At 53.3% G+C, this 24559-nt stretch carries 21 protein-coding genes; 10 read left to right on the top strand and 11 right to left on the bottom strand.

All coding sequences use genetic code 11. The features are described from left to right. Positions 1 to 90: 90 nt before the first annotated feature. The 10 genes from LWL52_RS03105 to LWL52_RS03060 all read right to left on the bottom strand — a co-directional run bounded on the left by LWL52_RS03105 (position 91) and on the right by LWL52_RS03060 (position 11570). Positions 91 to 918 (bottom strand): TIGR04290 family methyltransferase, encoded by an 828-nt coding sequence (locus LWL52_RS03105; protein WP_242916834.1) that lies wholly within the window; start codon positions 916 to 918, stop codon positions 91 to 93. A 40-nt stretch (positions 919 to 958) separates the two neighbouring features. Further along, positions 959 to 2059 carry a CgeB family protein gene (locus LWL52_RS03100; RefSeq protein WP_242916832.1) on the bottom strand — a complete coding sequence of 367 codons (1101 nt, stop codon included), beginning with the start codon at positions 2057 to 2059 and terminating at the stop codon, positions 959 to 961. Next, complete coding sequence (locus tag LWL52_RS03095) at positions 2056 to 3162, bottom strand: CgeB family protein (protein ID WP_242916830.1); 1107 nt, start codon at positions 3160 to 3162, stop codon at positions 2056 to 2058. The genes LWL52_RS03100 and LWL52_RS03095 overlap by 4 nt, the downstream gene beginning before the upstream one ends. After that, entirely contained in the window at positions 3152 to 4294 is a 1143-nt protein-coding gene (locus tag LWL52_RS03090) for a CgeB family protein (protein WP_242916828.1), read from the bottom strand. Before LWL52_RS03090 ends, LWL52_RS03095 begins: the two co-directional genes overlap by 11 nt. A 140-nt stretch (positions 4295 to 4434) precedes the next feature. Further along, positions 4435 to 5505 carry a glycosyltransferase family 4 protein gene (locus LWL52_RS03085; RefSeq protein ID WP_242916826.1) on the bottom strand — a complete coding sequence of 357 codons (1071 nt, stop codon included), beginning with the start codon at positions 5503 to 5505 and terminating at the stop codon, positions 4435 to 4437. A 34-nt stretch (positions 5506 to 5539) separates the two neighbouring features. Further along, positions 5540 to 6586, bottom strand: coding sequence for a Gfo/Idh/MocA family protein (locus LWL52_RS03080; RefSeq protein WP_242916824.1), 1047 nt, complete (start codon positions 6584 to 6586; stop codon positions 5540 to 5542). Between the two features lie 5 nt (positions 6587 to 6591). Beyond that, on the bottom strand, positions 6592 to 7602 hold the full coding sequence (locus LWL52_RS03075; protein ID WP_242916822.1) for an MDR/zinc-dependent alcohol dehydrogenase-like family protein: 1011 nt from the start codon (positions 7600 to 7602) through the stop codon (positions 6592 to 6594). 2 nt (positions 7603 to 7604) lie between these two features. Then, entirely contained in the window at positions 7605 to 9659 is a 2055-nt protein-coding gene (locus LWL52_RS03070) for an SDR family NAD(P)-dependent oxidoreductase (protein WP_242916820.1), read from the bottom strand. 52 nt (positions 9660 to 9711) lie between these two features. Beyond that, positions 9712 to 10830 (bottom strand): SDR family NAD(P)-dependent oxidoreductase, encoded by a 1119-nt coding sequence (locus LWL52_RS03065; RefSeq protein ID WP_242916817.1) that lies wholly within the window; start codon positions 10828 to 10830, stop codon positions 9712 to 9714. 35 nt (positions 10831 to 10865) lie between these two features. Further along, positions 10866 to 11570, bottom strand: a complete 705-nt coding sequence (locus LWL52_RS03060) for an SDR family oxidoreductase (RefSeq protein WP_242916815.1) — start codon at positions 11568 to 11570, stop codon at positions 10866 to 10868. A gap of 453 nt (positions 11571 to 12023) precedes the next feature. On the opposite strand from LWL52_RS03060, the gene LWL52_RS03055 reads away from it, so the two are divergent. The 6 genes from LWL52_RS03055 to LWL52_RS03030 all read left to right on the top strand — a co-directional run bounded on the left by LWL52_RS03055 (position 12024) and on the right by LWL52_RS03030 (position 19853). After that, positions 12024 to 12608, top strand: coding sequence for a histidine phosphatase family protein (locus LWL52_RS03055; RefSeq protein WP_242916813.1), 585 nt, complete (start codon positions 12024 to 12026; stop codon positions 12606 to 12608). Between the two features lie 347 nt (positions 12609 to 12955). Continuing rightward, complete coding sequence (locus tag LWL52_RS03050) at positions 12956 to 16057, top strand: SusC/RagA family TonB-linked outer membrane protein (protein ID WP_242916811.1); 3102 nt, start codon at positions 12956 to 12958, stop codon at positions 16055 to 16057. An 18-nt stretch (positions 16058 to 16075) separates the two neighbouring features. Next, positions 16076 to 17440 (top strand): RagB/SusD family nutrient uptake outer membrane protein, encoded by a 1365-nt coding sequence (locus tag LWL52_RS03045; RefSeq protein ID WP_242916809.1) that lies wholly within the window; start codon positions 16076 to 16078, stop codon positions 17438 to 17440. A 138-nt stretch (positions 17441 to 17578) separates the two neighbouring features. Next, on the top strand, positions 17579 to 17971 hold the full coding sequence (locus LWL52_RS03040; protein ID WP_242916807.1) for a BlaI/MecI/CopY family transcriptional regulator: 393 nt from the start codon (positions 17579 to 17581) through the stop codon (positions 17969 to 17971). Next, positions 17955 to 19292 carry a M56 family metallopeptidase gene (locus LWL52_RS03035; protein WP_242916805.1) on the top strand — a complete coding sequence of 446 codons (1338 nt, stop codon included), beginning with the start codon at positions 17955 to 17957 and terminating at the stop codon, positions 19290 to 19292. Before LWL52_RS03040 ends, LWL52_RS03035 begins: the two co-directional genes overlap by 17 nt. Before the next feature lie 96 nt (positions 19293 to 19388). Then, positions 19389 to 19853: an energy transducer TonB gene (locus tag LWL52_RS03030; RefSeq protein ID WP_242916803.1), complete on the top strand. Its 465-nt coding sequence runs from the start codon at positions 19389 to 19391 to the stop codon at positions 19851 to 19853. A gap of 190 nt (positions 19854 to 20043) precedes the next feature. On the opposite strand, the gene surE is transcribed toward LWL52_RS03030, so the two are convergent. Further along, positions 20044 to 20820 carry a 5'/3'-nucleotidase SurE gene (gene surE, locus LWL52_RS03025; protein ID WP_242916801.1) on the bottom strand — a complete coding sequence of 259 codons (777 nt, stop codon included), beginning with the start codon at positions 20818 to 20820 and terminating at the stop codon, positions 20044 to 20046. Positions 20821 to 20925: 105 nt separating this feature from the next. Between surE and LWL52_RS03020 the strand changes: the two genes are divergently transcribed. From LWL52_RS03020 to LWL52_RS03005, 4 genes are all read left to right on the top strand, one after another. Beyond that, on the top strand, positions 20926 to 21558 hold the full coding sequence (locus tag LWL52_RS03020) for a mechanosensitive ion channel protein MscS (protein ID WP_242916799.1): 633 nt from the start codon (positions 20926 to 20928) through the stop codon (positions 21556 to 21558). Positions 21559 to 21598: 40 nt separating this feature from the next. After that, positions 21599 to 22039 (top strand): DoxX family protein, encoded by a 441-nt coding sequence (locus LWL52_RS03015; RefSeq protein WP_242916797.1) that lies wholly within the window; start codon positions 21599 to 21601, stop codon positions 22037 to 22039. A gap of 449 nt (positions 22040 to 22488) precedes the next feature. Then, on the top strand, positions 22489 to 22806 hold the full coding sequence (locus LWL52_RS03010) for a hypothetical protein (protein WP_242916795.1): 318 nt from the start codon (positions 22489 to 22491) through the stop codon (positions 22804 to 22806). Beyond that, on the top strand, positions 22748 to 24499 hold the full coding sequence (locus tag LWL52_RS03005; protein ID WP_242916793.1) for a M14 family metallopeptidase: 1752 nt from the start codon (positions 22748 to 22750) through the stop codon (positions 24497 to 24499). Before LWL52_RS03010 ends, LWL52_RS03005 begins: the two co-directional genes overlap by 59 nt. Positions 24500 to 24559 lie beyond the last annotated feature (60 nt).

The raw sequence follows: 24559 nt of genomic DNA, 5'->3' as shown, positions 1-24559 counted from the left end.
CCCGGCGCCTGCTAAAGTTCAGGTGCCGGGCTTTTAGGTAAGGTGTATGCTAAACTAGCTGCGCTTCATTGCAAAGGCAGTCGAGGCGCATCAGGGCTGGCCGTTTCCGTTGTGGCCTACCATGTACTCGTTCTTGCTGTTCACTTTATGCAGCACCGCTTCCTGCCAGTCCTGGCCGGTTGCAGAAAGGTACTCCGACTGGTTCCATTGCTGTTTTTCGCGCAAAGCTTCATCCACTTCCAGGATATACATTTCGTGGCCAGGCCGCGCAGTTACGCGCAGGCCGCAGGAGCGCATCATGGCTTCGATGGCGGCGTGGTTGGGCGCCCACCAGTTGGTCGGGTCGCCGGCCATGCGCTTTTCTATAAACGCCATTTTCGGCCAATCTTCGGCCAGCATCCGTTTGCGGTCATTGATATCGAAATCAGCGGGCGTTTCGGCTGCCTTTTTACCGGGCATGGTCAGCGTCTGAAACACCATCAGCTTCCGCACTTTCTGCGATAGGATATCGAGCGAGAGCAAGGGATAGCGCAGGTGATACAGCACCCCCATGTACCAGATCAGGTCAAACTGCTCGTCGAGGCGGGCCAGGTCATAGACCTGCATCTGGCGGAGCTCAATTTTATCCTCCAGGCCAAATTGCTTGGCCGCCCAGGCAGCCTGCCGCAGGTAGTGCGGGTCCACATCGATACCTAGAACCTGCGCGCCGCGCTTGGCCAGTTCTATACTATAAAAGCCGGCATTACACCCAATATCCAGCACTTTCCAGCCGGTGAGGTCTGCGGGAATGTAGGATGCCAGTTCTGCCCATTTAAAAGCAGGGAAATCACCTAACCGATGATTCGGGGCTGTTTGCTCGCCGTTGGGCAAGTGTAAGTTATGAAACCAGGGCCCGAGCTGCTTTATTTCCTCCTGCATTATTAATTTTGAATGAGTGAATACTTGAATGTTTTTTTATTTAGCTGCTTACCACCAGTTCCTCACTGTCCGACGATTCCAGCGTCATGAGTTCTTCGGCATAGCTGATAAGCTCTTTGGCGCGGTGCGCGGCCGTATGGCGCGAGAGCACTTTTTTACGGGCCAGTTCACCGATCATTTTCCGTTCTGACTTGCAGATCTCCCGCAGGAACCGAAGCGTATCTTTGGCAGAGTAAGCGACCAGTATCTCGGACCCTATATCGAAAATAGAATCGAGGCCTTCCCAGTAATCCGAAATGATCGGCGTGCCACAGGCGGCCGCCTCAAACAGGCGTACGCTTGGCGAATAGCCGGCTTTGATCATATCGGCCCGCGTAATATTCTGGGTAAAGCGCTGGCTGTTGTAAAACTTGCGGTGCTCGGCAGGCGGCAGGTGCTGGATGTGCTGCGTGTTTACAGGCCATTGTATACTTTCGGGGTACTGCGGGCCGGCTACTACAAAGCGGCCTCCCTCCCACTGGCGGGCTGCATCCAGCATCAGCTTTTCGAGCGGTGGCTGGCGGTCATCAGAGTACGTGCCCAGGTAGCCCAGGTCCCACTGCACATTCTGAAACTCGGGATAGTATAAACCCGGGTCGAACGAGCAGTAAAGCGCCCGCGCCATTGGGGAACCATACGTACGCTCCAGCATCCTTAAAGTCGGGCCACCGGTAAACGACAAGTATAAATCATACTTGGGGATGAGGCGGGGATGCAGGTACTCGTAGTCGCCGCGTTCCAGCTTGGCCAGCGTTACGGGCGTGTCGATATCGTAAAAAGCCTTGATGCCATGCGCCGTCTTGATCACCCACTCGCCTACCGCTACGCCTTCCGGCACGTAAGAGCCTACAATCACCATATCCGCCTCCTGCACATGCTCGGTAAAACGCGCTTTGAGGTCCGTTAAGGAAGTATAAAGTTCCGTCTGGCAGTATTCGGGCGCCGGCAGATCGCGGCTGGCGGCATACCAGGGAACATCGCGTTCCAGGAAAAGGACATGATGGTGTTGTTCGTTGAGCGCACGCACAAGCCCCCGGAAGGTGGTGGCGTGGCCATTTCCCCAACTGGAGGTAATCGATAAACCTAGAATTACGATATTCATGCCAATGCTTCGTTAACCTGTTTTACTTTCGCGTATAGTAGCTGCTCGAGCTGCCCGGCGCGGTGGCTGTAGGTATGCCCCGACAGCACTTTGCGATAAGCAGCCTCCCCGATGGCCCTGGCTTTCTCGTCGGTTAAACCGGCAAGTATAGCCGCCACCTCAGCACCGTCTTTTGCGACCAGAATTTCCTGATCCGGTTCAAAAAAGAAATCGATGCCCTCCCAATAGTCTGTAATAATGCAGGCGCCTGCTCCTGCGGCCTCAAACACGCGCGTGGCCGGCGAAAACCCATAGCGGGCCATACTCTCACGGCTGATGTTGAGCACTGCTTTCGGGGTGCAGTTAAAGGCGTTGTGGTTATTTGTGTAAACGTGACCAATGTAGGTAACGTTGCCGCTCATTTGCTTGTCGCCCCAGCCGCTGCCGCCAATGATAAACTGCTTGTCGGGCATAGCCGCCGCGGGTTTCAGAAAGAACTCTTCTACGCGGGCCTCACGGTCAGGCAAACGGTTGCCCAGGAAAGCCAGGTCGCAGGCAAAATCCGGTTCCGGCGCTACCGGGTAGTGCGTAGTTGTATCCAGGGCATTGTAGATGGGCACGCATTTTTTTGCCCCTAACGCTTCGTAGGCATTTACCACCGGGTCTCCGCCGCCATAGGTCAGGATCATGTCGTACTGCGGGATCAGGGCCAGAAACGGATCATTAGGGTTATGGTGAACACGGTCGAGCGTGGCTGGCGCGTCCACATCCCAGAACACCACCAGTTTGTCATCGGTCTGTAGTTTCAGCACTTCACGCTCCAGCAGCTCATCCAACACGCCCACACCACTGGCTTTCACAATTATATCAGCGGCCGCGGCTTCTTTCAGGCATTTAAAAGCAGCCTCCTCGGTAGCGTCGTATACCACTACTTTTGCCCATTCCGGGTCGTCCATGTCGCGGTTCTGCTGGCGCTCATATGCATCCGGCTCGTAAAAAGTGACCTGGTGGCCGCGCTCGTTCAGGGCTCTGATGATGCCTCTGTAATAGGTGGCGGCGCCATTCCAGTAGGCCGATACCAGGCTTGAGCCAAAAAAGGCGATGTTGAGTTTCTTAGTCTTCATGCAGCACTTGTTCATTTGGGGTGAGATAGATTTTTGAGGGGGCTATGCCCAGCTCTGCGCATACCTTTTCCAGCTCGTTTACACGGTGGGCGCAGGTATGGCGGTTTCGGATGGTTTGCAGGCCGTGGTCGGCCAGTTCTTTTGCTCTTCCGGAATTGTTCAGGATCAGTTGCAGCTGCTCTTTCATCTGCTGGCCGGTGCGGGCCACCAGGAAATCTTCTCCCGGCGTAAAGAGATGTTCGGCATCGTCCCAAGGCGAGGAGATCAGCGGAATGCCACAGGCCAGCGCCTCAAACGGGCGAATGGTGGGAATGCCGGGCAGCGCTTCCACGTACGGCCTGCGGGGCACATGCACGGTTACTTTATACCGGGCAAACTCCTCGGGCGCTTTGTAGTTAGGCAGCCAGCCGCCGTATGCAATGCCGGCATCGGCCAGCGCTTTGCGGGCATGTTCGGGGTAGCGAACGCCGTATATTTTTGCTTTCAGGCCCAGTTCCTTTACTGGGTTGATCAGGAACTCGTGCAGCTCAGCGGTGCGCTCTTCGTCGCCCCAGTTGCCGATCCAGATCAGGTCGCCTTCAACACCCGTTTTTTCATGCGGATAAAATACGGAGGTATCAGCCGCTTCGTGCCAGGTCCAGGCTTTGGTCGTCCAGCCCTCCTGCAAGTATAAATCACGTATTTTCTGGCCAAAGGCGAGCACGCCGTCATAGTGCGTCAGGTCATACTTGGCCATACTTTCGCGCTCGCTTACGGCGCGGTGATGGGTATCGTGGAACAGCAGTTTATACTTGCCGCTTTTGGCGCGGTGTGCGCCGATGCGTCTTACCAGTTCATGGTCGTTCCATTCGTGCACCAATACCAGGTCAGCCTCTTTCAGCACCGCATCCAGATTGATACTTTCCAAGGTATAAAAATTGGTGCTGATGCCAGGATAATAGGTCTGCAGCTCTTCTAACTTCTCTTTTCCGTAGCCTTCCACCAGGTTCTGCAGGCTCCAGCCGTTCTCCGGCTCATACACCTTAACCTGATGCCCCCGTTTCTCCAGTTCGCCCACAATGCCCCGCAGAAAATGCGCATTGCCGTGGTTCCAGTCAGAAAGTATAGAGTGGTAGAAAAGGACTATATGCATGTGGATAATTTTGAATAATTGAATTTAGGATGACTGAATAATTGAACTTTGAATAACTGAATTCTATATAGATCGTTCACGAACCATTTTATCGTGCACGAGCCATTCAGTTATTCAAAATTCAATTATTCAAAATTTATTTAAACCGAAACGGTTTGCTTCATTACCTGCCGGTACACATGGTCGTAATCCTGGCCCATGGGGTCGGCAGTGTAGCCGTGCGAGCGCTTGATAGCGCGCATGGCCATGATGTTGCGGGCAAACTCGTCTTCGATCAGGTTGTTGATCGTATCGCGCAGCTCGTCGGCGTTACCAGGATCTACATACCGGGCAGCATTGCCCCATACTTCGGCCAGGCTGTCGGTTTTGCCTACTACCAGCGCGCAACCTGACATTGCGGCTTCCAGGATGGTGAGGCCGAAGGGCTCATACTTGGCAGGCAGCGCATACACAGATGCCCTGGAAAGCCAGTCCGATACTTCCTTCTCGGTGAGCTGCCCCAGGAAGTGCACGTTATCCAGCTCTACTGTCTGGCCGGTAGCCGGGTGCTTGTCATCGCCGGCAATGTATACCGGCCAGTGCAGGTCGGAGGCGATGTGAGCCAGCAGGGAGATATTTTTGCCCTCGTCCCACACACGGCCCATGCTAAACACGAACGGCTCTTTTTTACCGAACTGGAAGCTGTGCTGGCCGCGGCCATTGTAAATGACCGTGCGGGCTTTAAAAGGGCCATACAGGTCTTCGGCCTGGTGCATCATGGCCTGGGTAGGCGCCACCACCATATCGGCTTTCTGGAGGCTGGCTTTCACCATCGCTCTGTAGGTATCCCATTCTCTTGGCGCTTCCTCGTCTTTTACGGCCCGCCACCACGACATCACGCACGAGTGCACCACCACCACTACCGGCACGCCCCAGTTCAGGTTGCCATGCACCAGCCCGTTGAGGTGCACCAGGTCGGGCTGCACTTTATCGCGCAGCTCCAGCAGCCACTCGCCGGCTTTTTCCACATCCTCCCAGGGGTTGTCCATCCACTCGAGTTTGTAGTTGCTTTCGTGTACCGTCAGGTTGTTGATCTCCTCGGTTTCGCGGCGTTGCTCCGCTGTTAGTGGGGCTCCCATGGTGGCCAGGGCCACTTTAGTACCAAAAGGTGCCAGTGCGCGAACCAGCTCCAGGGCATAATTCCAGACACCGCCCACGGTATCTGCTGTCATCAAAATGTTTGAAGGATGATGTGCTTCCATACTTTTATCTCCCGTATATTTTATCTAAAACTTCTGCTACGCGCACAAACTCCTCTGCTTCTTCGCTAAAGCCTTCGCCCCGGGCCAGCCGTTCGGCCCAGGCCACACCTGCCCGACCCGACCATTCGTCCGGTGGCGTGCTCAGGCGCTCCGAACTGGTGCCGTGGTAGCGTTCAGCCACGAAATCGTAAAAAGAGCCGTTTATGTTTTTTAAAGCCACGCCGCCATTGGTGCCATAAAAGGTGGCGCTGATAATGGCTTCCTGCCCAGCAGGCAGGTTCCAGGAGCAGCTCAGCTGCACATGCGTGTTTCCGGCCAGTTCTATACTTGCTGTGGCGTAATCCTCCACCTTGCCCTCGCCCATGGCGATGGGCTTGCCTTTTGCAAACAACTGGCTGTGTACCTGTTTTACTTCCGGGAAATTCATGCTCCACAGGGCCAGGTCCACCAAATGCACGCCCAGGTCAATCACGCAGCCGCCGCCGGATAATTTTGGCTCGTAGAACCAGGCTTTGTCGGGGCCATAAGCGTTATGAAATACCAGTTCGATGGCGTATACCTGCCCCAGTTCGCCGCTCTGCACCACCTTGTATACCTGCTGCATGGCAGCTGTAAAACGATAGGAAAGGTCCACGCCCAGCAGCTTGTTGTGCCGGCGGGCAGCCTCTACCACCCGCTTTGTTTCCTCGGCGTTGCGGCCGAGCGGCTTCTGGCAAAACACGGCTTTGCCGGCCTCCAGCGCCAGCTCACTTTGCTCGGCATGAAACGCACTGGGTGTCGCAATTACCACACCGTCTACGTCGGGTTTGCTGATGATAGCTTCGAGCGAGTTTACCTGTTTGGCTTCCGGAGCACTTTTCAACGCTTCTTCGGCATTTTGCGGCGCCGTGTCGGCTATGTAAACCACTTCGGCTGTCTCGTGCCTGGCGATCACTTCCATGCGGTTGCGGCCGATCCAGCCCACGCCCAGAAAGCCGAGCTTCGGCTTGGCCAGGATGGTAGAAGAAGAAGCTTGAATTTCCTGCGCGTTGTCCAGTATTGTTTCTTGCATAGGGTTTAAAAGGTTATCAGGGCTTTTATAAATCCTTCGGGGCGGCTTGTCAAATGCTCAAAGGCCGACGCGATCTCATCTAAGGTATAGGTGTGCGTGTAGAGCTGATCGGGGTTAATGGTACCCTGCTCTACGGCTGTTACTGCTGCTTTTATTCCGTTGATGTACTCCTGCGGATCGCGCTCGTGGGCGTTGATCACATCCAGTCCGCGCCAGTTCCAGAGCTGCACGTTCACCTGGCGCAGGCCATCCTGGTGGAAGCCGGCAATGATGAGTTTGCCCCGTTCGGCGCACAGTTCTCCGGCCAGGTTGAGAGGCCATTCTTTTCCGGTGCACTCTATTACGCGTTCGCAGAAATTTCCGTTGGTGCGTTCTTTAACTTTCTCAATAATTTTATAATGGTCGTCCATCCGGATCACCTCATCTGCCCCACAGGCCTTTGCTGTTTCGAGTGAGAACTCCCGCTGCGACACAGCAATTACTCTTGCGCCCGCCTTTTTGGCCAGCTGCACAAGCAACGCACCTAAAAAGCCAATACCTAGTATAGCTACCGTCTGGCCTTCGGAAATATCGCTTCGCTTAAAGATATTCATGGCGCAGCCCAGGGGTTCGCCCGGAAACGGCTTGCCTGCCAGGGAGGCCGGCAGTTTCACTACTTTATCAGCATCTGCCAAATCATACAGGGCATACGCGTTGTAGGAAAGGGCCGCCACGCGGTCGCCTACTTTTACGTTTGTCACACCTTCGCCCACGGCATCTATCAGGCCCCAGCCCTCGTGGCCTGGGTTGCCCGAAGCGACGGGGTAAGTAAACCACTCGCGGCCCTCCCAAACGGGGATGTTGGAGGCACAAAGGCCGCAGCCCTGCAGGCGGATACGCACCTGCCCTGCAGCAGGCTGCGGCATAGGTACTTGCTGTACTTCTACTACTTTCGGGGCTGTGATCACAGCGGCATGCATGGTGGTAGCCCGGGTGCTGGCTACGGTCTCTTCTTCGGTTGTCAGCGTATCTGGCATGGTTAGGCTACTGCTGCTTTTTTAACGGGTTCTGCTATTTCTTTTTCAGATAATAAAATCATAGGCACGGCAAGGCCGCGGTTCTCACAGAGCCACTGATAGAGTTTGGCTACGCCTTCCTGCACGTTGTGCTTGGGATACCAGCCGGTGGCTTTCTGAAACTTGCGCGTATCGGACACATAATAATGCTGATCGCCGGGACGCCAGCCGCCAAACTTGAGCGGAATCTCTTTGCCCCTATACTTGCCGATGGTCTTTAACAGCTCCAGCAGGCTGACCGTGTTCTCAGGGCCGCCGCCAATGTTGAAGGCCTGGCCTTTTATCTCCTGAATGTGTTCCTGCGCCAGCAGGAAAGCGTCTACCAGATCTTCCACAAAAAGAATATCCCGTACCTGCTTGCCATCACCGTAAATATTAACGGGCTTGCCCTCAATAGCCCGGATGGCAAAGTGTGCCACCCAGCCCTGGTCTTCGTTGCCATATTGGTGCGGCCCATAGATGCAGCTCATCCGGAACACGGCCATGGGCAGGTTGTAAGTACGGGCATAGTCGATCACATACTGGTCGGCAGCGCCTTTGGAGCAGCCGTAAGGGCTATGGAAATCCAGCGGACGGGCCTCGCTGATGCCATGGTTCTTGATGGTTACCTCCGCCGGATAATAGCGCGAGCCATTCGAGATGAATTTAAGGTCTTCGAGGCCGCCGTATACTTTGTTTGTAGAGGTAAACACCAGCGGCGGCGGCGTCGGCTGCTCGCGTATGGCCTCCAGCACGTTGATGATGCCCCGGGCATTCACCTCGAAGTCGTTGATCGGGAAATCCAGGGAAGTGGTTACGGCAACCTGCGCAGCATAGTGGAAAACGGCCTCGGCCTTCTGCATCACGTAGCGCACTGTTTGCAGATCACGGATATCGCCAACGTATATTTCCAGCTTGTCGGGGTAGGTTTCATGCAGCCATTTCAGGTTCTGCTCTACGCCATCACGGGAGAGGCTATCGAAAACGAGTACGCGTTTGCCCTGCTCCAGCAGCCGCTTGGCCACATTGGTGCCTACAAAGCCGGCGCCACCTGTAATTAAAGTATAGGGTTCGGTCGCTTCGGTGAGAGTGCGTTTGATGTAGTCGAGGCTTTGGAGTTTGGCCAGGCCGTGTTTAGCCCAGAGGCGGTACAGCAGCTTGGTGGAGTTATCGGATCGTTTCAGGCCAAAGTGGTACTCGCGTTCATCCAGGTGAAACCCGCCTACAGTGGGCAGACTGGCATCCAGGTCGCGGAGGCCGTACCAGTATACGCGGGCGGCATCGGCTTTCAGGGTAGCTTTAAACTCCTGCACCTGCTTGAACTCGTCGTGTTGCCAGGTAGAGAAACCAGCTTCCGTTATCCAGAGCTCGGCGGTGGAATTATGCTGTGCCATCACCTCGCGCACGGCGTTGATGTTCTCAGCCCAACCCTCCCACTGCTGGTCGAATACATCCGGAAAGCCATGCAGGCCTACCGCATCGATGTACTGCATCACGCCGCGCTCATACATGGTATGCAGGAAGTTAGGATCGATGGGGCTCATGCCGCCGAGCAGCGTTTTCTTGCCGCGCTGCTTGCACCAGTAGGCTGCGCCGCCCACCATTTCGGCAAACTTATACCAGCCGTAGTCCAGCGTAAAATCGTATTCGACCTTGTTGTTGGGCTCGTTCCAAAGCTCCACCCATTCAAAGTGCTCGCCCAGTTCGGTGATAAATACATCCAGGAAATCGGCATAGGCTTTTTTATCTTTTGGCGGCGCCGAGGTGCGGGCACGCTCCCCGATAGAAGGCGGTGTGTAAAGGAAGCAGGGCAGTACGTTCACTTCTTTGGCCAGCGTCGGAATGAGCCAATTGTACCATGCTTTGCCTTCTTCGGTATAATAATCCGCCCACGACACGCCAGTTCTCAGCTCGGTTACGCCAATCTCCTTTAAATCGGCGAGCGTTTGCTTAACCTGCTCGTGCTCACCCATCCGGAACCACTCCACTAGTCCGACAACAGGGAGCGATTCGTTTTTCTTTGCCTTATCTATTTTCATTTTGTGCTACTTCTTTTATCTACATATGGGGTGCGGGTGCTTTTACCATTTACTATACTGTCAGGCCCCGGGCGGCCAGTTCGGCGCTTGCTTCGCTCACCCGGTCATAAGCAATCTGCCCTTCGAGCCATTTGGCCAGCTCGTCCAGGCCATCATTAAAATCTACCTGCGGATAGAAGCCCAGCACCTTATTGGCCAGGGAAATGTCGGCATAGCAATGGCGGATGTCGCCGACTCTATACTTGCCTGTGATCTCGGGCACCAGCTGGGGCTTGTCCATCACCATCGCCAGGCGTTCGCCGATCTCACGGATAGTATAGTTATTGCCGCTGCCTACGTTGAATACCTGGCCGTTGGCTTCGTCCTTTTCCATGGCCAGGCGGCAGGCCAGCGCCACGTCGCGCACATGCACAAAGTCGCGCTGCTGGTAGCCGTCCTCAAAGATCATCGGGGCGTTGTTGTTCAGCAGCCGCGAAGCAAAAATGGCCAGCACCCCGGTATAAGGGTTGGAAAGCGCCTGCCGCGTGCCGTAGACGTTAAAAAAGCGCATGGCCACCGTCGGGATGTTGTAAGCCCGGCCCACCATCAGGCAAAGGCGCTCCTGGTCATACTTAGACAAGGCATATACTGATGAAAGCGAAGGAATTTTGGATTCCGGGGTAGGGATAGGTTGCAGGGTATGGCCCTGCGCATCGTGCAGTTCCCAGTCGCCGGCTTTGAGCTGCTCCAGCGGCCGTTCAGAAACCGTCTGCAGCTCCCCCTGCGGGTTCTGGTACAAGCCCTCGCCATAGATGCTCATGCTGCTGGCTACCACCAGTTTCTTCACCGGCTTTTTGATGAGTGCCTCGAGCAGTACGGCTGTGCCCATGTTGTTGACATCCGTATAGTTGCGGATCTCATACATGCTTTGCCCCACGCCCACCATGGCGGCAAAATGAAAAACATAATCCACGCCTTCCAGCGCGCGCGCCACATCGTCGGGATTACGCACATCGCCCACCAGCAACTCCACTTCTTCGTGTAGGTACTCGGGGCGCTCGCAGTTTTTGCCGTGCACCTGCTCGCTCAGGTTATCCAGGGCCCGCACGCGATAGCCTTCTCTGATCAGTTCATCTGCCAGGTGCGAACCAATAAACCCAGCTCCGCCCGTGATTAAAATCGTTTCTTTCATAGTCTGTTGTTCGTCATCGGTTTGGTTTATACAAGTTAAAACGGCTGGGCTGTAGGCCTGACGGTGATGCGGTTGACCGAAACACCTTTAGGCTGACGCAATGCATAAAGCACCGCGTCAGCCACTACCTCCGGCGAAATAGCGCCGAAGCCGATAGCTGCTGCCGTATGAGATCCTGAAATAGTATGCTCGAAAAAGGGAGTATCTGTTACGCCCGGGGCAATGACGGTTACCCGCACAAGGGGCAGCACTTCCAGGCGCAGCGTTTCGGCTATTACCTCCAGCGCCGCTTTTGAAGCCCCGTACACGCCGTCATAGGTATAAGCCTGCCCCGCTGCTACCGACGAGATAAGCACCACATCGCCCTGCCCCTCCGCAACCATACCCGGCACAAACGCACGGATCATGCGCAGGGCACCCAGCAGGTTTACCTCAATAGCTTGCTGCCATTTGGCAGGATCACCTTCCGTTAGTTTTTCGTGAATGCCGCGCCCCGCGCTGCAAACAAGGATATCTGGGGCGCCTATACTAGCCTGAACGCCTGCAAAAAGCGTATCCACATCGGGGCCGGACGTGACGTCGCACCGGAAGGTTTTTGTGGCAGGGGGCGCTTCTCCGGGCAGGTGGAGGTCGGCCAGCGCGGTGGCTACTTCTTCCTGAATCAATCTGGCCGCTATGGCCCGGCCAATGCCCGAGGCTCCCCCACTGATCAATGCCTTTCTACCCTTCAGATGCTGCACGTGATGCTGTAAATTTTTCTCCCTATATAGAAATTGTTAAATTCCTTAACATTGTTAGGTAAAACGTAGGAGAGGCAAATAGGGTTATAGATGCTGAAATAAGGCTATATAAAAATTTGATAGCTTGCCGTGGCCCAGCCTTTTACGATTATTTTTATACTTTACGAGTCGCCAAAATCTGCAGAGGCTATTGCATTGTCTGTGGGGTTTCTGAACAGTGCGGATCAAGCTGAAAAAAGGCGGACTGAGCCTGCCCTCACAAGGCCATGGGCAAGTTGGCCGGCGTACTGCATGATGGCCGCTCGCGCGACACGATATTGGATAGTATACTTCTCTTACCGGCAGGGGCGTACCTCCGGCAGAAGGTCTTTGCGGACCTGTTCTATAGCAGCCGGCATAACCTTTCGACCGAGCAGGCGGTACTGCAACGTATAGCCAACCACCCGTTTATACTTGGAAACAACCAGCAGCACTCCCCCAAAGCAGATCTTTCTTATCCGCCATGCGCGGCCCCTGGTGCAGCGCAGCGGCCTGTTCTCGGCCCGTTCGGCCCGCGGCTTCCTGACCGCCTACGATGCCGCTGAAGTAGAAGCGTTTGTTCTGCAGCACGAAGCCTTTCCGTATAAGCACATCACCAAAGTATACTGCAGCACGCTGCTGCGCTCCCAACTAACGGCTAAGGCTATTTTCGGAGAAAAGGTGCGCCTGGTGGCGGATGCCCGCTTCCGGGAATTTGAGCGAAAAATCTTTCCGCTGCCCCTGCTGCGCCTGCCGCTTGGTTTCTGGCTGCTGACAGCACGCCTGCTATGGTTTCTGGGGCTCAACCACCAGGGAATCGAGAGTTTCCGGCAGGCCAGGCAACGCGCCCAGGCCGGTGCCACCCTACTGGCAACCGAAGCGCAGGCCAGCGGCATAGCGGTGCTGGTAGCACATGGCCTACTCAACAGTTTTATACTTAGATACTTGAAAAAATCAGGCTGGCGTGTGGCCAGCAAAGGCGGACACGGGTACGTGAGCGTAAATGTGCTGGAGCAATAACAAGGCACACATGCGCTGGCTTAGCTATTCACGCGCATTTGCTTTTTTTACAGGCCGACCTATAAAATATATCCGTTAGCACAGTACTAATCCGGAAAGTTTTGCAAATTAGCCCCTTCACTGTCATTGTGTTAAAAATGGTTGTATGCCTATGAATCATTTAAATTACTTCCAGTATTGTTTTATTATTATTATTTTAGATGCCGTATAAGAGGCATTATTGCCGCACCTTTTTACACCTTTTCCAAATTTACCTAACACAAACAAGTACGGAGCCTTTCGAACGGTCCTTGTGCCACCGGAAGCTCCTGATGCCGATTTAATTTTTAAGCTAAACCTAAACGATCATGAAGAAAAATGTACTGTTGAGTATTTTGTTGTTCTTCGCGCTTGTAAACAGCGCCTGGGCACAAGCTCAAACTGTATCTGGTCGGGTAACGGCAGCCTCCGATGGCTCTGCCCTGCCTGGTGTTACAGTTCTGGAGCGAGGCACCTCTAACGGGGTTACTACCGGAGTAAATGGCGAGTATTCGCTGCAGGTGCAGCCTAAGGCTACGCTGGTATTCCGCTTTATCGGAATGGAAAGCCAGGAAATTCCTGTTGAAGGCCGCACCAGCATTAATGTGCAGCTCCGCACCGACCAGCAGCAACTCGAAGAAGTAGTGGTGGTGGGCTATGGTACGCAGGAAAAGCGCAGCGTAACGGGTTCTATTGCCTCCCTGACCTCTAAAGAAGTAGAGCAAACCCCGGTTACCTCAGTAGAGCAGGCCATACAGGGCAAAGCCGCCGGTGTGTTCATCCAGTCGAATAACGGCAAGCTGGGCCAGGGCATTCAGGTGCGCGTACGGGGCACGTCCTCTCTGTCTGCCGGCAGCCAGCCGCTATATGTAATTGACGGTATTCCGATCACAACAGAAAACCTGTCCGGTACTTCGGCGGGCACCAACCCGCTGGCCGACATCAATTTTAATGATGTGGCCTCTATTGAGGTGTTGAAAGACGCAGCGGCTGCAGCTATTTATGGTGCAAGAGGTTCTAACGGCGTAGTGCTGATCACCACCAAAAAAGGCAAAGCCGGTACCTCCCGCATTAACTTTTCTGCCCAGTGGGGCAGCAGCAAACCATCGCGCCACCGTGACTTCTTAAATGCGAAGCAGTATGTACAGCTTATGCAACGCGCCGGCCTTGGCGCTGCACCACTTGATTTTGCTAACTATCCAGACGATTATCCAACGCTGGAGGATGCAATAGCTGATAATGCCGATTTTGTGAACAGCCGCATGACCCGCTATTCAGCTGGCAACCAGGATTGGGAAACAGGCGCGGTGAACACCAACTGGGAGCGAGAAGCCTTCCAGAGTGCAGCGCAGGCCCAGTACGACCTCAACCTGTCCGGTGGTAACGAGAACACTACCTACTACATCAGCGGGCAGTACCTGGACCAGACAGGCTTGTTGATCGGGAATGCTTTCAGAAGATACTCGGGCCGCATCAACCTGGATAATAAGATGAACAGCATCCTGAACGTAGGTATGAACCTGAGCTTTGCCAAAACAGAGAACGACCGGGTTTCCAACGATAATGCTTTCTCTACTCCAATGCAGATCGTAGCCTTATCGCCGATCACGCCGATCATTGACCCCCGTTCCGGCCTGCTGAGCGGCAGCCTGCCAGGAGTAGCAAACAATTACCCGGTATACTATAACCCGCTGCTTGCCCTGGGCAATGCCTCGTACCAGACAAGTGTGTACCGCACCATCGGCAACGTATACGGCGAGTTGAAAATAACCGATAGGCTGGCGTTTCGCTCTGAGTTTGGCGTAGACCAGCTGAACCAGCACGAAGAGAGCTACTATGGCCGCCTGACTTTCCGGAACACAGGTACACCAAATGGCTTCGGGGAAAACTCCTCTACGCAGGTGATCAACTATAACACCAACAACTACTTCACTTACCGCAACACCATCAACGAGAATAATGCGCTTGATATAACAGCAGGTATGAGCTATCAGCAGTCTAGAACAAATCTTAGCGACGTACAGGGTCAGCAGTTCCCGTCAGATGCCTACAAGAAGTTGTCGTCTGCAGCCCAGATCTCGGCCGGATCATCCTCTGAAACAGGCTATAGCTTCCTGTCATACTTTGCCCGGGGTAATTATTCGTTCCGCGACAAGTACTTCGTTTCAGCCAGTGCCCGCATAGACGGCTCTTCCCGCTTTGGTGCTGACAACCGCTACGGTTTCTTCCCGGCCGGCTCTATTGGCTGGATGATCTCGGAGGAAGAGTTCATGAAAGGCATCAGCTACCTGTCTACTTTGAAAGTGCGTGGCAGCTACGGCCTGACAGGAAACGCCGAGATTCCGAACTTTGCTTCGCTGGGCTTGTTTACCGGCGATGCTGGCTACAACGGCGACGCAGGACAGCGCATCACGCAAATTGCTAACCCTGACCTCAAGTGGGAGTCTACTGCCCAACTGGACCTTGGCTTGGATTTCGGTTTCCTGAACAACCGTATTTCCGGCTCTTTTGATTATTACCGCAAGAATACCGATGACCTGCTGCTCTATGTGAATGTTCCGGCAACATCGGGCTTTGCTACCCAGTTGCAGAACCTGGGCAAGCTCTACAACCAGGGCTATGAGCTCTCCGTAACCTCGCAGAACATTGTGGGTGATTTTAACTGGTCCACCACGTTTAACGGCTCCTACAACAAGAACCGCGTAACAGACATACAGGGCCAGGTACTGGGCACCAACGACCTGAACCGCGTAATAGAAGGCCAGCCGATCGGCGTGTTTTTCGGAAAAGAGTATGCCGGTGTGGACCCTGCTAACGGTGATGCCATATACTATCTAAACACCACCAACGCCGACGGCTCTATTGACCGCACCACCACAAACGATTACAGTGCTGCACAGGATGTTATCCTGGGCAATCCAACGCCTAATTATATCGGTGGCCTGACAAACAACTTCTCCTACAAGAATTTTGATCTTTCCTTCTCCTTCCAGGGCGTTACCGGAAACAAAATTTATAACGGAGGCGGCCAGTACATGAGCGCCAATGGCAGCAACGGGTTTGATAACCAGACCACAGACCAGATGAATTACTGGGACAAGCCCGGCGATATCACCAATATTCCGGAGCCCCGCCTGTTTTATGGAAATGGTGTAGGTCCTTCCAGCCGCTACTTATCAGATGGTTCCTACGTGCGCCTGAAAACCTTCTCGATGGGATATAACCTGCCGAAAGCCTGGGTAAGCCGTGTAAAAATGCAGAATGCCCGCGTGTTCATGAATGCATACAACCTGTTCCTGATCACCAATTACGACGGATGGGACCCAGAAGTGAACGCCGATTACCAGGCATCCAACATCAACCTGGGTGTTGATTTCTACTCGGCGCCGCAACCGCGCACCATTACATTTGGCGTTAACATTGGCTTTTAATTCTTAACACTCTACGCAATGAAACGAAGAAATTATATATATATAACAGCCCTGGGCTTTAGCTTAGCAGCTACGTTCAGTGCCTGCGATAAAAAACTGGATATAAGCCCCTCTGATTCGATTGAGCAAAGCAAAGCATTACTTACCTCACAGGATGTAAAAATTACCCTGATAGGTGCTTACAATCGCATGGGCGTAGCGGATCTGTATGGCGGACGAATATACCTGGAGCCTGATCTGTTGGCCGGCCAGACTGCCATTACCTGGACCGGAACCTATACGGGACTAACGCAGATCTATAGCCAGACCATCCCAACTAATAATGGCTTCATTTCCAACATCTGGATCTCAGGCTACCAAGCGATCAATCTGCTCAACAACGTGCTTGCTTCGATCGACAAAGTGGATGAAGCCGACCGGGACCGTGTAGAAGGCGAAGCAAAGTTTCTGCGCGGCCTGGCTTATTTCGACCTGGTGCGTCTTTATGGAAACGACTGGAATAATGGCGATCCGAATGCCAACCTGGGCGTTCCGCTGGTACTCACGCCGACGCTGCAGATAGATGAAAACTCTTATGTTTCCCGGGCTACGGTGGCAGAAGTATACAACCAGGTATTGGCAGACTTAAACGATGCCAAGGCAAAACTTCCGGATACAAAGAGCTTTTATGCCAACACGTACGCTGCTTCTGCTATCCTCTCGCGGGTATACCTGCAGAAAGGGGATTATGTAAATGCTGCTGCCGAAGCGACTACTGTGATAGGCTCTGGAAGTTATGCGCTCGTACCGAACTATGCAGACTTGTTTCCAAATCCGGGAGCTGTGCACGTAGAAAATACCTCCGAAGACATTTTTGCTCTCCAGGTTACGCCGCAGCAAGGCTCCAACAGCTTAAATGAGTTCTATGCCTCCTCTGACTTTGGCGGACGGGGTGATATCGAGATCAAGCCGGGTTTTATCGCCCAATATGAAGCCAAAGATGAGCGCGCTAATACTTTCTACGACGATGGGGGCTCCACCAGAACCAGCAAGTTCGATAACCTGTATGGCAACGTAAAGGTGATACGGCTGGCCGAGCTATACCTTACCCGGGCAGAAGCAAACCTGCGGCTAGGCACCACCACCGGCGATACCCCTTTAAATGATATCAATAAGATCCGAACAAGGGCAGGACTTGCGTCGGTTACATCGGTAACGGTGGAGGATGTGTTAAAGCAGCGGGAGCTGGAACTGGCCTTTGAAGGTGGTTTCTTCCTTTTCGATGCCAAGCGCACCGGCCGGAATATCGGGTCTGCACCATCCACTGCGCCCAACTTCGTGTTTCCTATTCCGCAGCGCGAAATCTACGCCAACCCGAACATGACTCAGAACCCAGGTTACTAAACCACGGCTTACTTTACAAAAAAAGGCTCCCCTACCGGGAGCCTTTTTTATTTATTTCGTATATAACTAAACCTTTAGTTTTTAAACTAAGTATTTAGTTATATCTTAGTATAACCAATATTACCACCTAGACTTTACATGAAAGAGTTAACCAAAGCCGAAGAAGAGATCATGCAAGTGCTGTGGCAACTGGAGCGGGCCTTTGTACGTGATATCCGGGAGCAGCTTCCCGAGCCGAAGCCGGCGTACAACACCGTTTCCACGATTGTGCGGATTCTGGAAAACAAAGGCTTTGTAGGCCACGATGCTTTTGGTAAATCGCACCAGTACTACCCGCTGATAGCCCAGGACAAGTATAAAAGCTTTTTTCTGAAAAACTTTATGAGCGGCTATTTCAGTGGCTCTTTTGAGAAGCTGGTATCCTTCTTTGCCAAAGACAACAACCTGAATGTGCAGGAACTGGACCAGCTGATGCAACATGTAAAAGCCAACTTAGACGAGGAGGACCCCGACGATGGAAGCAACGCTTAGCTTTATACTTCCCTCCGCCCTGGTGCTGGCGGCCCTCTACCTGTTTTATTATGTGCTGCTGCGCACCCAGCACTGCTTTGCCTTTAACCGCGTATACCTGCTGCTGGCGCCCGTAGCCGCGCTCCTGGTACCGCTGGTAAAATGGCCATCATTGCTTTCTGCTGATACTGCTTTGGCGAAAACCCTGCAGGCAATCCGGCTCCGGGAGGTGGTGATAAGCTCCCACAGGCCGGCTTCGGGCCCAGGTGCCACAGTATTTTCTTTCGAGACGTTGTTGCTGGCAGTATACCTGGCAGGAGCAGCCCTTATACTTTACCGCCTGAGCCGGCAGCTAGCCACTATCCGGCAATTGAAAGCAGCAGCCATACCTGTAGAAGCGGCTGATACACCCGCGCAGGTATACCAGTTGCAGGATCCGCTGCCCACGTTTGCATTTGGAAAGGCCATTTTCCTGACGGGCCAGAAAAAGCTCAGCAAAGCGGAGCAGCAGCAGGTACTAGCGCATGAGTTGGCGCATGTGCAACTGGGCCATAGCTTCGACATCGTATACTTTGAGTTGCTGACGGCGCTGCAATGGTTTAACCCGGTGGTGTGGCTGCTGAAACAGGAACTCCGCGATGTGCACGAGTTTCAGGCCGATGCCCGTGTGCTGCGTAACTGCCAGCTGCAGGCCTATCGTTCGTTGCTCTCCAAAGAGGTGCTGTTAAGTATGGGCTTGCCCATTGGCAGCTATTTTGGTAAACCGCAGGTGATCCGGCGCCTGCACATGTTGCAGCAACATGGCCGCCACACCGGCTGGCTCCGACCCCTGCTCACAGTGCCGTTGCTCCTGGGCATTATACTTGTATTTGGCTCCGGGCAAGTTACAGCTGATATACTTGCCCCCGCCACGGCAACTAATCCCTTAAAGCAGGATGTAAAAGCAACTGCCGCAACTCCTCAGGAAAGATTCAACCCTACCCTGCCTCGCGAGAAAGATGCTGCTACGCACGAGGAGACAGAAAAACCTTATACGTATGTAGAGCAGATGCCAGAATTTAAAGGCGGTGATGCTGAAATGCTCAAATTTCTGGCAACCAATATCCGCTACCCGAAAGTGGCCCAGGAAGCAAAAACAGAAGGCCTGGTCGTGCTTTCCTTTACGGTGGAACCCGATGGCACAGTGGATGCCATACAAGTACTTAAAAGCCTGGGCAACGGAACAGACGAGGAAGCCATGCGTGTTGCCGGCCTGATGAGCGGAAAGTGGCAACCGGGTAAGCAAGGCGGCAAGCCTGTTCCTGTCCGTTATACCCTGCCGCTCCGCTTCGCCTTAAAGTAAAAACCTTCTCTTTTATATCCTTTTTCTGCACGCTAACGCCGTGCCTGGAAAGCCATTGCCTTTAAAATAAATTTTAAACCTCTAACTAACATCATCATGAAAAAGCCCCTCTTACGCAAAACCGCCTTTGTTGCCCTCGTATGCGCCTGTTTGTTTGCCTTCGGCTCCTGCACTTCGGACGAAGATGCGGTAGCAACAGCGCCCACCCGGCAAGCCACCATTGCAAAGAAATCAGACACAGCTAAGGCGTATACTTATGTAGAGCAGATGCCCGAATTTAAGGGTGGTGAGGCAGCACTGTTTACCTTTTTAGCGGGTCATATCATGTATCCGGCCGTAGCCAAAGAGGCAGCCCTGGAAGGACTAACCGTTGTTTCGTTTGTGGTGGAGACGGACGGCTCCGTGACCGGTATAAAAACTGTTAAAAGCCTGAGCCCTGAAACGGACCAGGAGGCAGCACGCGTTGTGAAGCTGACAAGCGGCAGCTGGATGCCCGGCAAACAAAACGGGGTACTGGTACCGGTGCAATATACTTTGCCCATCAGGTTTGCATTAAAGTAAGCCCCCTGGCCGCAGCAGCGCAGGTACATTCGCTTATACTTGACCATAAACCAATTCCCGTTTTCAGGAGCAGTTGCGGCATCATCATGGATATTTATTCATACCTCAAACTAAGTATAAAGATAAAACGCCCGGCTTGCAGTAAGCCGGGCGTTTTGTTAGATAAGCAGCACTTTTCCTGCAGGTAAGACTAGAACGTCCAGTCGTTGTTGAGCAGGGCAATGACATGATGCGCTGTCATATCGAACTGGCAGGGAACGATGGAAACGTAATTATTGACCAGCGCCCACTCGTCGGTATCCTCTCCTTTGTCGAAGTTCACAAAGCTGCCCGTCATCCAGTAATACTTGCGGTTGTGCGGGTCCAGGCGCTCATCAAATTCTTCCTGCCACTTGGCCTGTGCCTGCCGGCAGATCTTTATCCCTTTTATCGGCTTATCGTTCTTCTTCGGGAAATTGACGTTGAGAGCAGTGCCTTCCGGTATCTGGTTTTCAATTGCCTGCCGGATGATCTGCTCTACAAAGTCGGGGATGTGCGAGAAATTGGCTTCATGGCCATAATCGCAAAGCGAAAAACCAATGGACGGAAGCCCTTCGATTGCTGCCTCGATCGCCGCCGACATCGTGCCGGAATACAGCACGCTTATGCTGGAGTTGGAGCCATGATTGATGCCGCTCACCACCAGGTCCGGGCGGCGGTCTTTCAGCACATGGTACTTAGCTAATTTCACACAATCTGCCGGGGTGCCCGAGCATTCGTACGCTTCTACGTCCAGGTCGTCGAGCGCAATGGATCTGTCGAGCCGTAACGTGTTGCCAATCGTGATGGCATGGCCCATACCCGACTGCGGGCTGTCAGGGGCTACCACCACCACTTCTCCTACTCTCATGGCCACCTCTACCAACATGCGTATACCGGGAGCGGTAATGCCGTCGTCGTTAGATACTAAGATTAATGGTTTTGCCATTATTAAATTTAGTTAATATATAATAAAATAAATGAATCAACTTTTCGTGCTAATATACTACAACCTGCTCCCCAACAACAAGGTTTAAGAGTAAATTAAACTACTATGAGAAAACTACGCATCCTGAAACATATCCTTTACGCCGTACTCTTGGGCGTTAGTATGGCTGCCTGCCTCTCGCAGAGCGACCAGCCGGAAACCCGGCCCGATACCGTTGCTACTGCCGGTCCCTCGCCGGTAGCAGCTGCAGAAGTAGCCGTGCAGCCCGATCCAGCTAGCTTCGTCATTGAAAAAGGCCATGTGGGCAATGTGCGCCTGGGCACGCTTACCGAGGACCTGCGCCAGCACATACCCGTTGGCTACACCATCGCCGACACCACCCTGCAGCAGGAAGGCATGCAGGCTACCGCGTACCTGTTGTACCCGCAAAACGAAACGAAAGGGCTTTTAGTAGAGCAGGTCTGCGAGCCTGCCTGCCATGTATGGCGCATAGCAGTGCACAACCCCCGGTATAAAACGGCCAAAGGCATTGGTATCGGATCCACTTTCAGCGAGGTGCAGCGCGCTTACCCGATCAGTTATGTGAGCCAGGGCGAAGGCAATTTTGTGGCGGTGGTAGAAGAAATGGGGCTCTCGTTTGTGCTTGACCAAAGCCAGTTGCCAAAAGACAAGCTTACCCGTATAAAACCAGCGGATGTGCCCGGCAATACGGTGGTTAAAAGCATTTTAGTATATTAGCACTTTGTAATATTAAGTATAAATACCTATTATTGCTTTCATGGCTATACTACGTTCCCGCTACCGCTATCAGAAATTAGGTATTTTAATTCTCCGGCTCGGAGTGGGCCTTGCTTTTATCCTGCATGGCTGGCCTAAACTGGCCGGAGGCCAGGAGCATTGGGAACAGATTGGGAAGGTGATGCAAGTAGTAGGCATTGACTTTGCGCCGGCTTTCTGGGGTTTTATGGCCGGTTTTTCGGAGGCGGTGGGCGGCCTGTTACTGGTGCTGGGGCTGTTCTTCCGGCCGGCCTGCGTGCTGCTGCTACTGACCATGCTGGTAGCCATTACCAACCACATAGCCGGCGGCGATGACTTTAACGGGTATTCGCATGCCCTGGAAGCGGCCATCCTCTTTTTATCCCTGCTTTTTATCGGCCCGGGTAAGTATAGCCTCGACTACCTGTTCTTCCCCAAAGAAAAAGACCGCAGCAGGTTTTAAGGAAGTCTTGCATAAATTTTGGCCTCCTTCCGGTTTTATCCTATGTACCTCTTCCCCTTTATCAAATGCCCAAGAGAGAATTCTGTAATTGCTGCTGATGAAGTATAAGCGTTTTCAGTACCGGGTCCAACCATCCCTGCCCCTCAGAGCTACGCTCGCTAGCTTCGAACTCGCGTTCTCACTAGTCTAAGGAGGGGGAGTTCTGTAATTGCTTTGATGCATGTTTAAGCATTGTATTTGGCCTACTCAGGTTCATCCCCCTACCCCCTTCAAAAGGGGACTTGGTTTAAGTTGCAGTGCAATAGTAGTCAATTTTATTACTTCCTATACTTGAGCTGAAGTATAAGTAGGCGCTATCGAATGATTCCCAGTCCTTGGGTTGAGCGCCTTTGATTTGTTGCGGTGCCCGGCAGGGCAGCCCGCAAGGGCAGCTTCAAATCAGCAGCGCGATGCCAAAGGACGAGCCCTCGCGGGCTTGGAGCGCTCCAAAGTATAAGATAAAACAGGAAAGTATAAAACTGAGCATCAACCAGCAGCTAGTAAGTATAGCCGGAATACCTTACTTGAAGATCAAGCCTCCTACCAGGTATAACCAGAAGTATAAAACCACAGTAACCACCTATCAATCCCATCATTTCTCCGCTATTGCCTTTCACCTCTTCCTGCTTTTTACGTTCTTACAGCCTTGTTTCAACAACGCTAAAACGAATGCTGACCACACTGCTCCTCACAGCCCTCCTCTCCACTACAGGGCCATCCAAACCTGACCTGAAAACACCGTTTGAGAAAGGCAACGGCAACCAAACCGCTACCTACGACGAAGCCATTGCCTGGTACCAGAAACTGGATGAAGCCTACGAGGAAGTGAAGATGGTGCCCTATGGCATGACGGATGTGGGGCGGCCGCTGCACCTGGTGATCGTATCCACGGACAGGGAGTTTGACCCGGCTGCTGTGCATCAGAAAAACAAGCGCGTGCTGCTCATCCAGAATGGTATCCACCCCGGCGAGCCGGAAGGCATCGATGCGACCATGATGCTGGCCCGTGACTACCTGCAAAATAAAAAGCTGCGCAAACAGCTCGACAACGTGGTGCTGATCATCATCCCGGTGTATAACATCGGTGGCGCCCTGAACCGCAACAGCCACACGCGCACCAACCAGAACGGCCCCGAAAGCTACGGTTTCCGGGGCAACGCCCGCAACCTGGATCTCAACCGCGATTACATCAAAACAGATTCCCGAAATGCGCGCACCTTTCACCAGATCTTCCGCGATTGGAATCCCGATGTGTTCATGGACAATCATACCTCGAACGGGGCCGATTACCAGCACGTGATGACGCTCATCCCCACACAGCACAACAAAATGAACCAGACGCTGGCAGGTTATGTCACCGGTGAAATGATTCCGAGCCTGTATGCCGGGATGAAGCAGGACAAGTACCCGATGGTGCCCTACATGAACACCGTAGACGAGACGCCCGACAAAGGCATTATCGGCTTTATGGAATCGCCCCGCTACGACACGGGCTATACGACCCTGTATAACACCATTGGTTTTGTGCCCGAAACCCATATGCTCAAGCCTTACAAGCAGCGCGTGGATGCCACCTATAAGCTGATGGAAAACATGATCGGAACCATCCACCGCGATGCCGACGAGATCGGCCAGGCACGCGCTAAGGCGCAGCAGGAAACGCTCACGCAAAAGCAGTTCCCGCTGGATTGGAAACTGGATACCACCAAGGTAAAGCAGATCCCGTTCCTGGGGTATGCTGCCAAGTATAAACCCAGCCAGGTGAGCGGCGCTAACCGCTTGTACTACGACCGCAAAGCGCCCTACAGCAAAATGATCAACTATTATGATGAATTCGTACCGACTGTAACGGTGCAAAAACCCGTGGCCTATATTGTGCCGCAGGCCTGGCACGAGGTGATCGAGCGGTTGCAACTGGACAAAGTGCAGCTCCGGCAGCTCACAAAAGATACAACCCTCACCCTGGACTCGTATTATATTACCGACTATAAAACCAGCCCCCGACCGTATGAAGGGCATTACATCCACTCGGAGGTGCAGCTGCGCACCGAGCGCATGCCACGCCAGTTCTTTAAAGGTGATTATGTGGTGTACCTCAACCAGCCCACCAACCGCTTTGTGGTAGAGGTGCTGGAGCCACAGGCTGTGGACTCATACTTTAACTGGAATTTCTTCGATTCCATCCTGATGCAGAAAGAGTATTTCTCGAGCTATGTGTTCGAAGACCTGGCGGCGGATATCCTGCAGAAAGACCCGGCGCTGCGCCGGCAGCTGGAGGAGAAAAAGAAAACGGATATGGATTTTGCCAAGAACCCACGCACCCAGCTGGAATTCGTATACCGCCATTCGCCCCATTACGAGCCTACGCACATGCTTTACCCGGTGGGGCGCCTGATGCAGGACGTGAAATTGCCGCTGTAGAAGTATAGCTTATACTTTAAGTATAGAAGAGCCACCTGTTACTGGGTGGCTTTTTTGTGG

This window comes from Pontibacter liquoris (assembly GCF_022758235.1).
GTDB classification, from domain to species: domain Bacteria; phylum Bacteroidota; class Bacteroidia; order Cytophagales; family Hymenobacteraceae; genus Pontibacter; species Pontibacter liquoris.
This window is presented reverse-complemented; position numbering and strand designations above follow the sequence as displayed.

What these genes read in the sequence shown, in the direction of transcription:
- LWL52_RS03105 (WP_242916834.1), bottom strand. Translation starts at nt 918, where the DNA reads ATGCAGGAGGAAATAAAGCAGCTCGGGCCCTGGTTTCATAACTTACAC.
- LWL52_RS03100 (WP_242916832.1), bottom strand. Translation starts at nt 2,059, where the DNA reads ATGAATATCGTAATTCTAGGTTTATCGATTACCTCCAGTTGGGGAAAT.
- LWL52_RS03095 (WP_242916830.1), bottom strand. Translation starts at nt 3,162, where the DNA reads ATGAAGACTAAGAAACTCAACATCGCCTTTTTTGGCTCAAGCCTGGTA.
- LWL52_RS03090 (WP_242916828.1), bottom strand. Translation starts at nt 4,294, where the DNA reads ATGCATATAGTCCTTTTCTACCACTCTATACTTTCTGACTGGAACCAC.
- LWL52_RS03085 (WP_242916826.1), bottom strand. Translation starts at nt 5,505, where the DNA reads ATGACAGCAGATACCGTGGGCGGTGTCTGGAATTATGCCCTGGAGCTG.
- LWL52_RS03080 (WP_242916824.1), bottom strand. Translation starts at nt 6,586, where the DNA reads ATGCAAGAAACAATACTGGACAACGCGCAGGAAATTCAAGCTTCTTCT.
- LWL52_RS03075 (WP_242916822.1), bottom strand. Translation starts at nt 7,602, where the DNA reads ATGCCAGATACGCTGACAACCGAAGAAGAGACCGTAGCCAGCACCCGG.
- LWL52_RS03070 (WP_242916820.1), bottom strand. Translation starts at nt 9,659, where the DNA reads ATGAAAATAGATAAGGCAAAGAAAAACGAATCGCTCCCTGTTGTCGGA.
- LWL52_RS03065 (WP_242916817.1), bottom strand. Translation starts at nt 10,830, where the DNA reads ATGAAAGAAACGATTTTAATCACGGGCGGAGCTGGGTTTATTGGTTCG.
- LWL52_RS03050 (WP_242916811.1), top strand. Translation starts at nt 12,956, where the DNA reads ATGAAGAAAAATGTACTGTTGAGTATTTTGTTGTTCTTCGCGCTTGTA.
- LWL52_RS03045 (WP_242916809.1), top strand. Translation starts at nt 16,076, where the DNA reads ATGAAACGAAGAAATTATATATATATAACAGCCCTGGGCTTTAGCTTA.
- LWL52_RS03040 (WP_242916807.1), top strand. Translation starts at nt 17,579, where the DNA reads ATGAAAGAGTTAACCAAAGCCGAAGAAGAGATCATGCAAGTGCTGTGG.
- LWL52_RS03035 (WP_242916805.1), top strand. Translation starts at nt 17,955, where the DNA reads ATGGAAGCAACGCTTAGCTTTATACTTCCCTCCGCCCTGGTGCTGGCG.
- LWL52_RS03030 (WP_242916803.1), top strand. Translation starts at nt 19,389, where the DNA reads ATGAAAAAGCCCCTCTTACGCAAAACCGCCTTTGTTGCCCTCGTATGC.
- surE (WP_242916801.1), bottom strand. Translation starts at nt 20,820, where the DNA reads ATGGCAAAACCATTAATCTTAGTATCTAACGACGACGGCATTACCGCT.
- LWL52_RS03020 (WP_242916799.1), top strand. Translation starts at nt 20,926, where the DNA reads ATGAGAAAACTACGCATCCTGAAACATATCCTTTACGCCGTACTCTTG.
- LWL52_RS03015 (WP_242916797.1), top strand. Translation starts at nt 21,599, where the DNA reads ATGGCTATACTACGTTCCCGCTACCGCTATCAGAAATTAGGTATTTTA.
- LWL52_RS03010 (WP_242916795.1), top strand. Translation starts at nt 22,489, where the DNA reads ATGCCAAAGGACGAGCCCTCGCGGGCTTGGAGCGCTCCAAAGTATAAG.
- LWL52_RS03005 (WP_242916793.1), top strand. Translation starts at nt 22,748, where the DNA reads ATGCTGACCACACTGCTCCTCACAGCCCTCCTCTCCACTACAGGGCCA.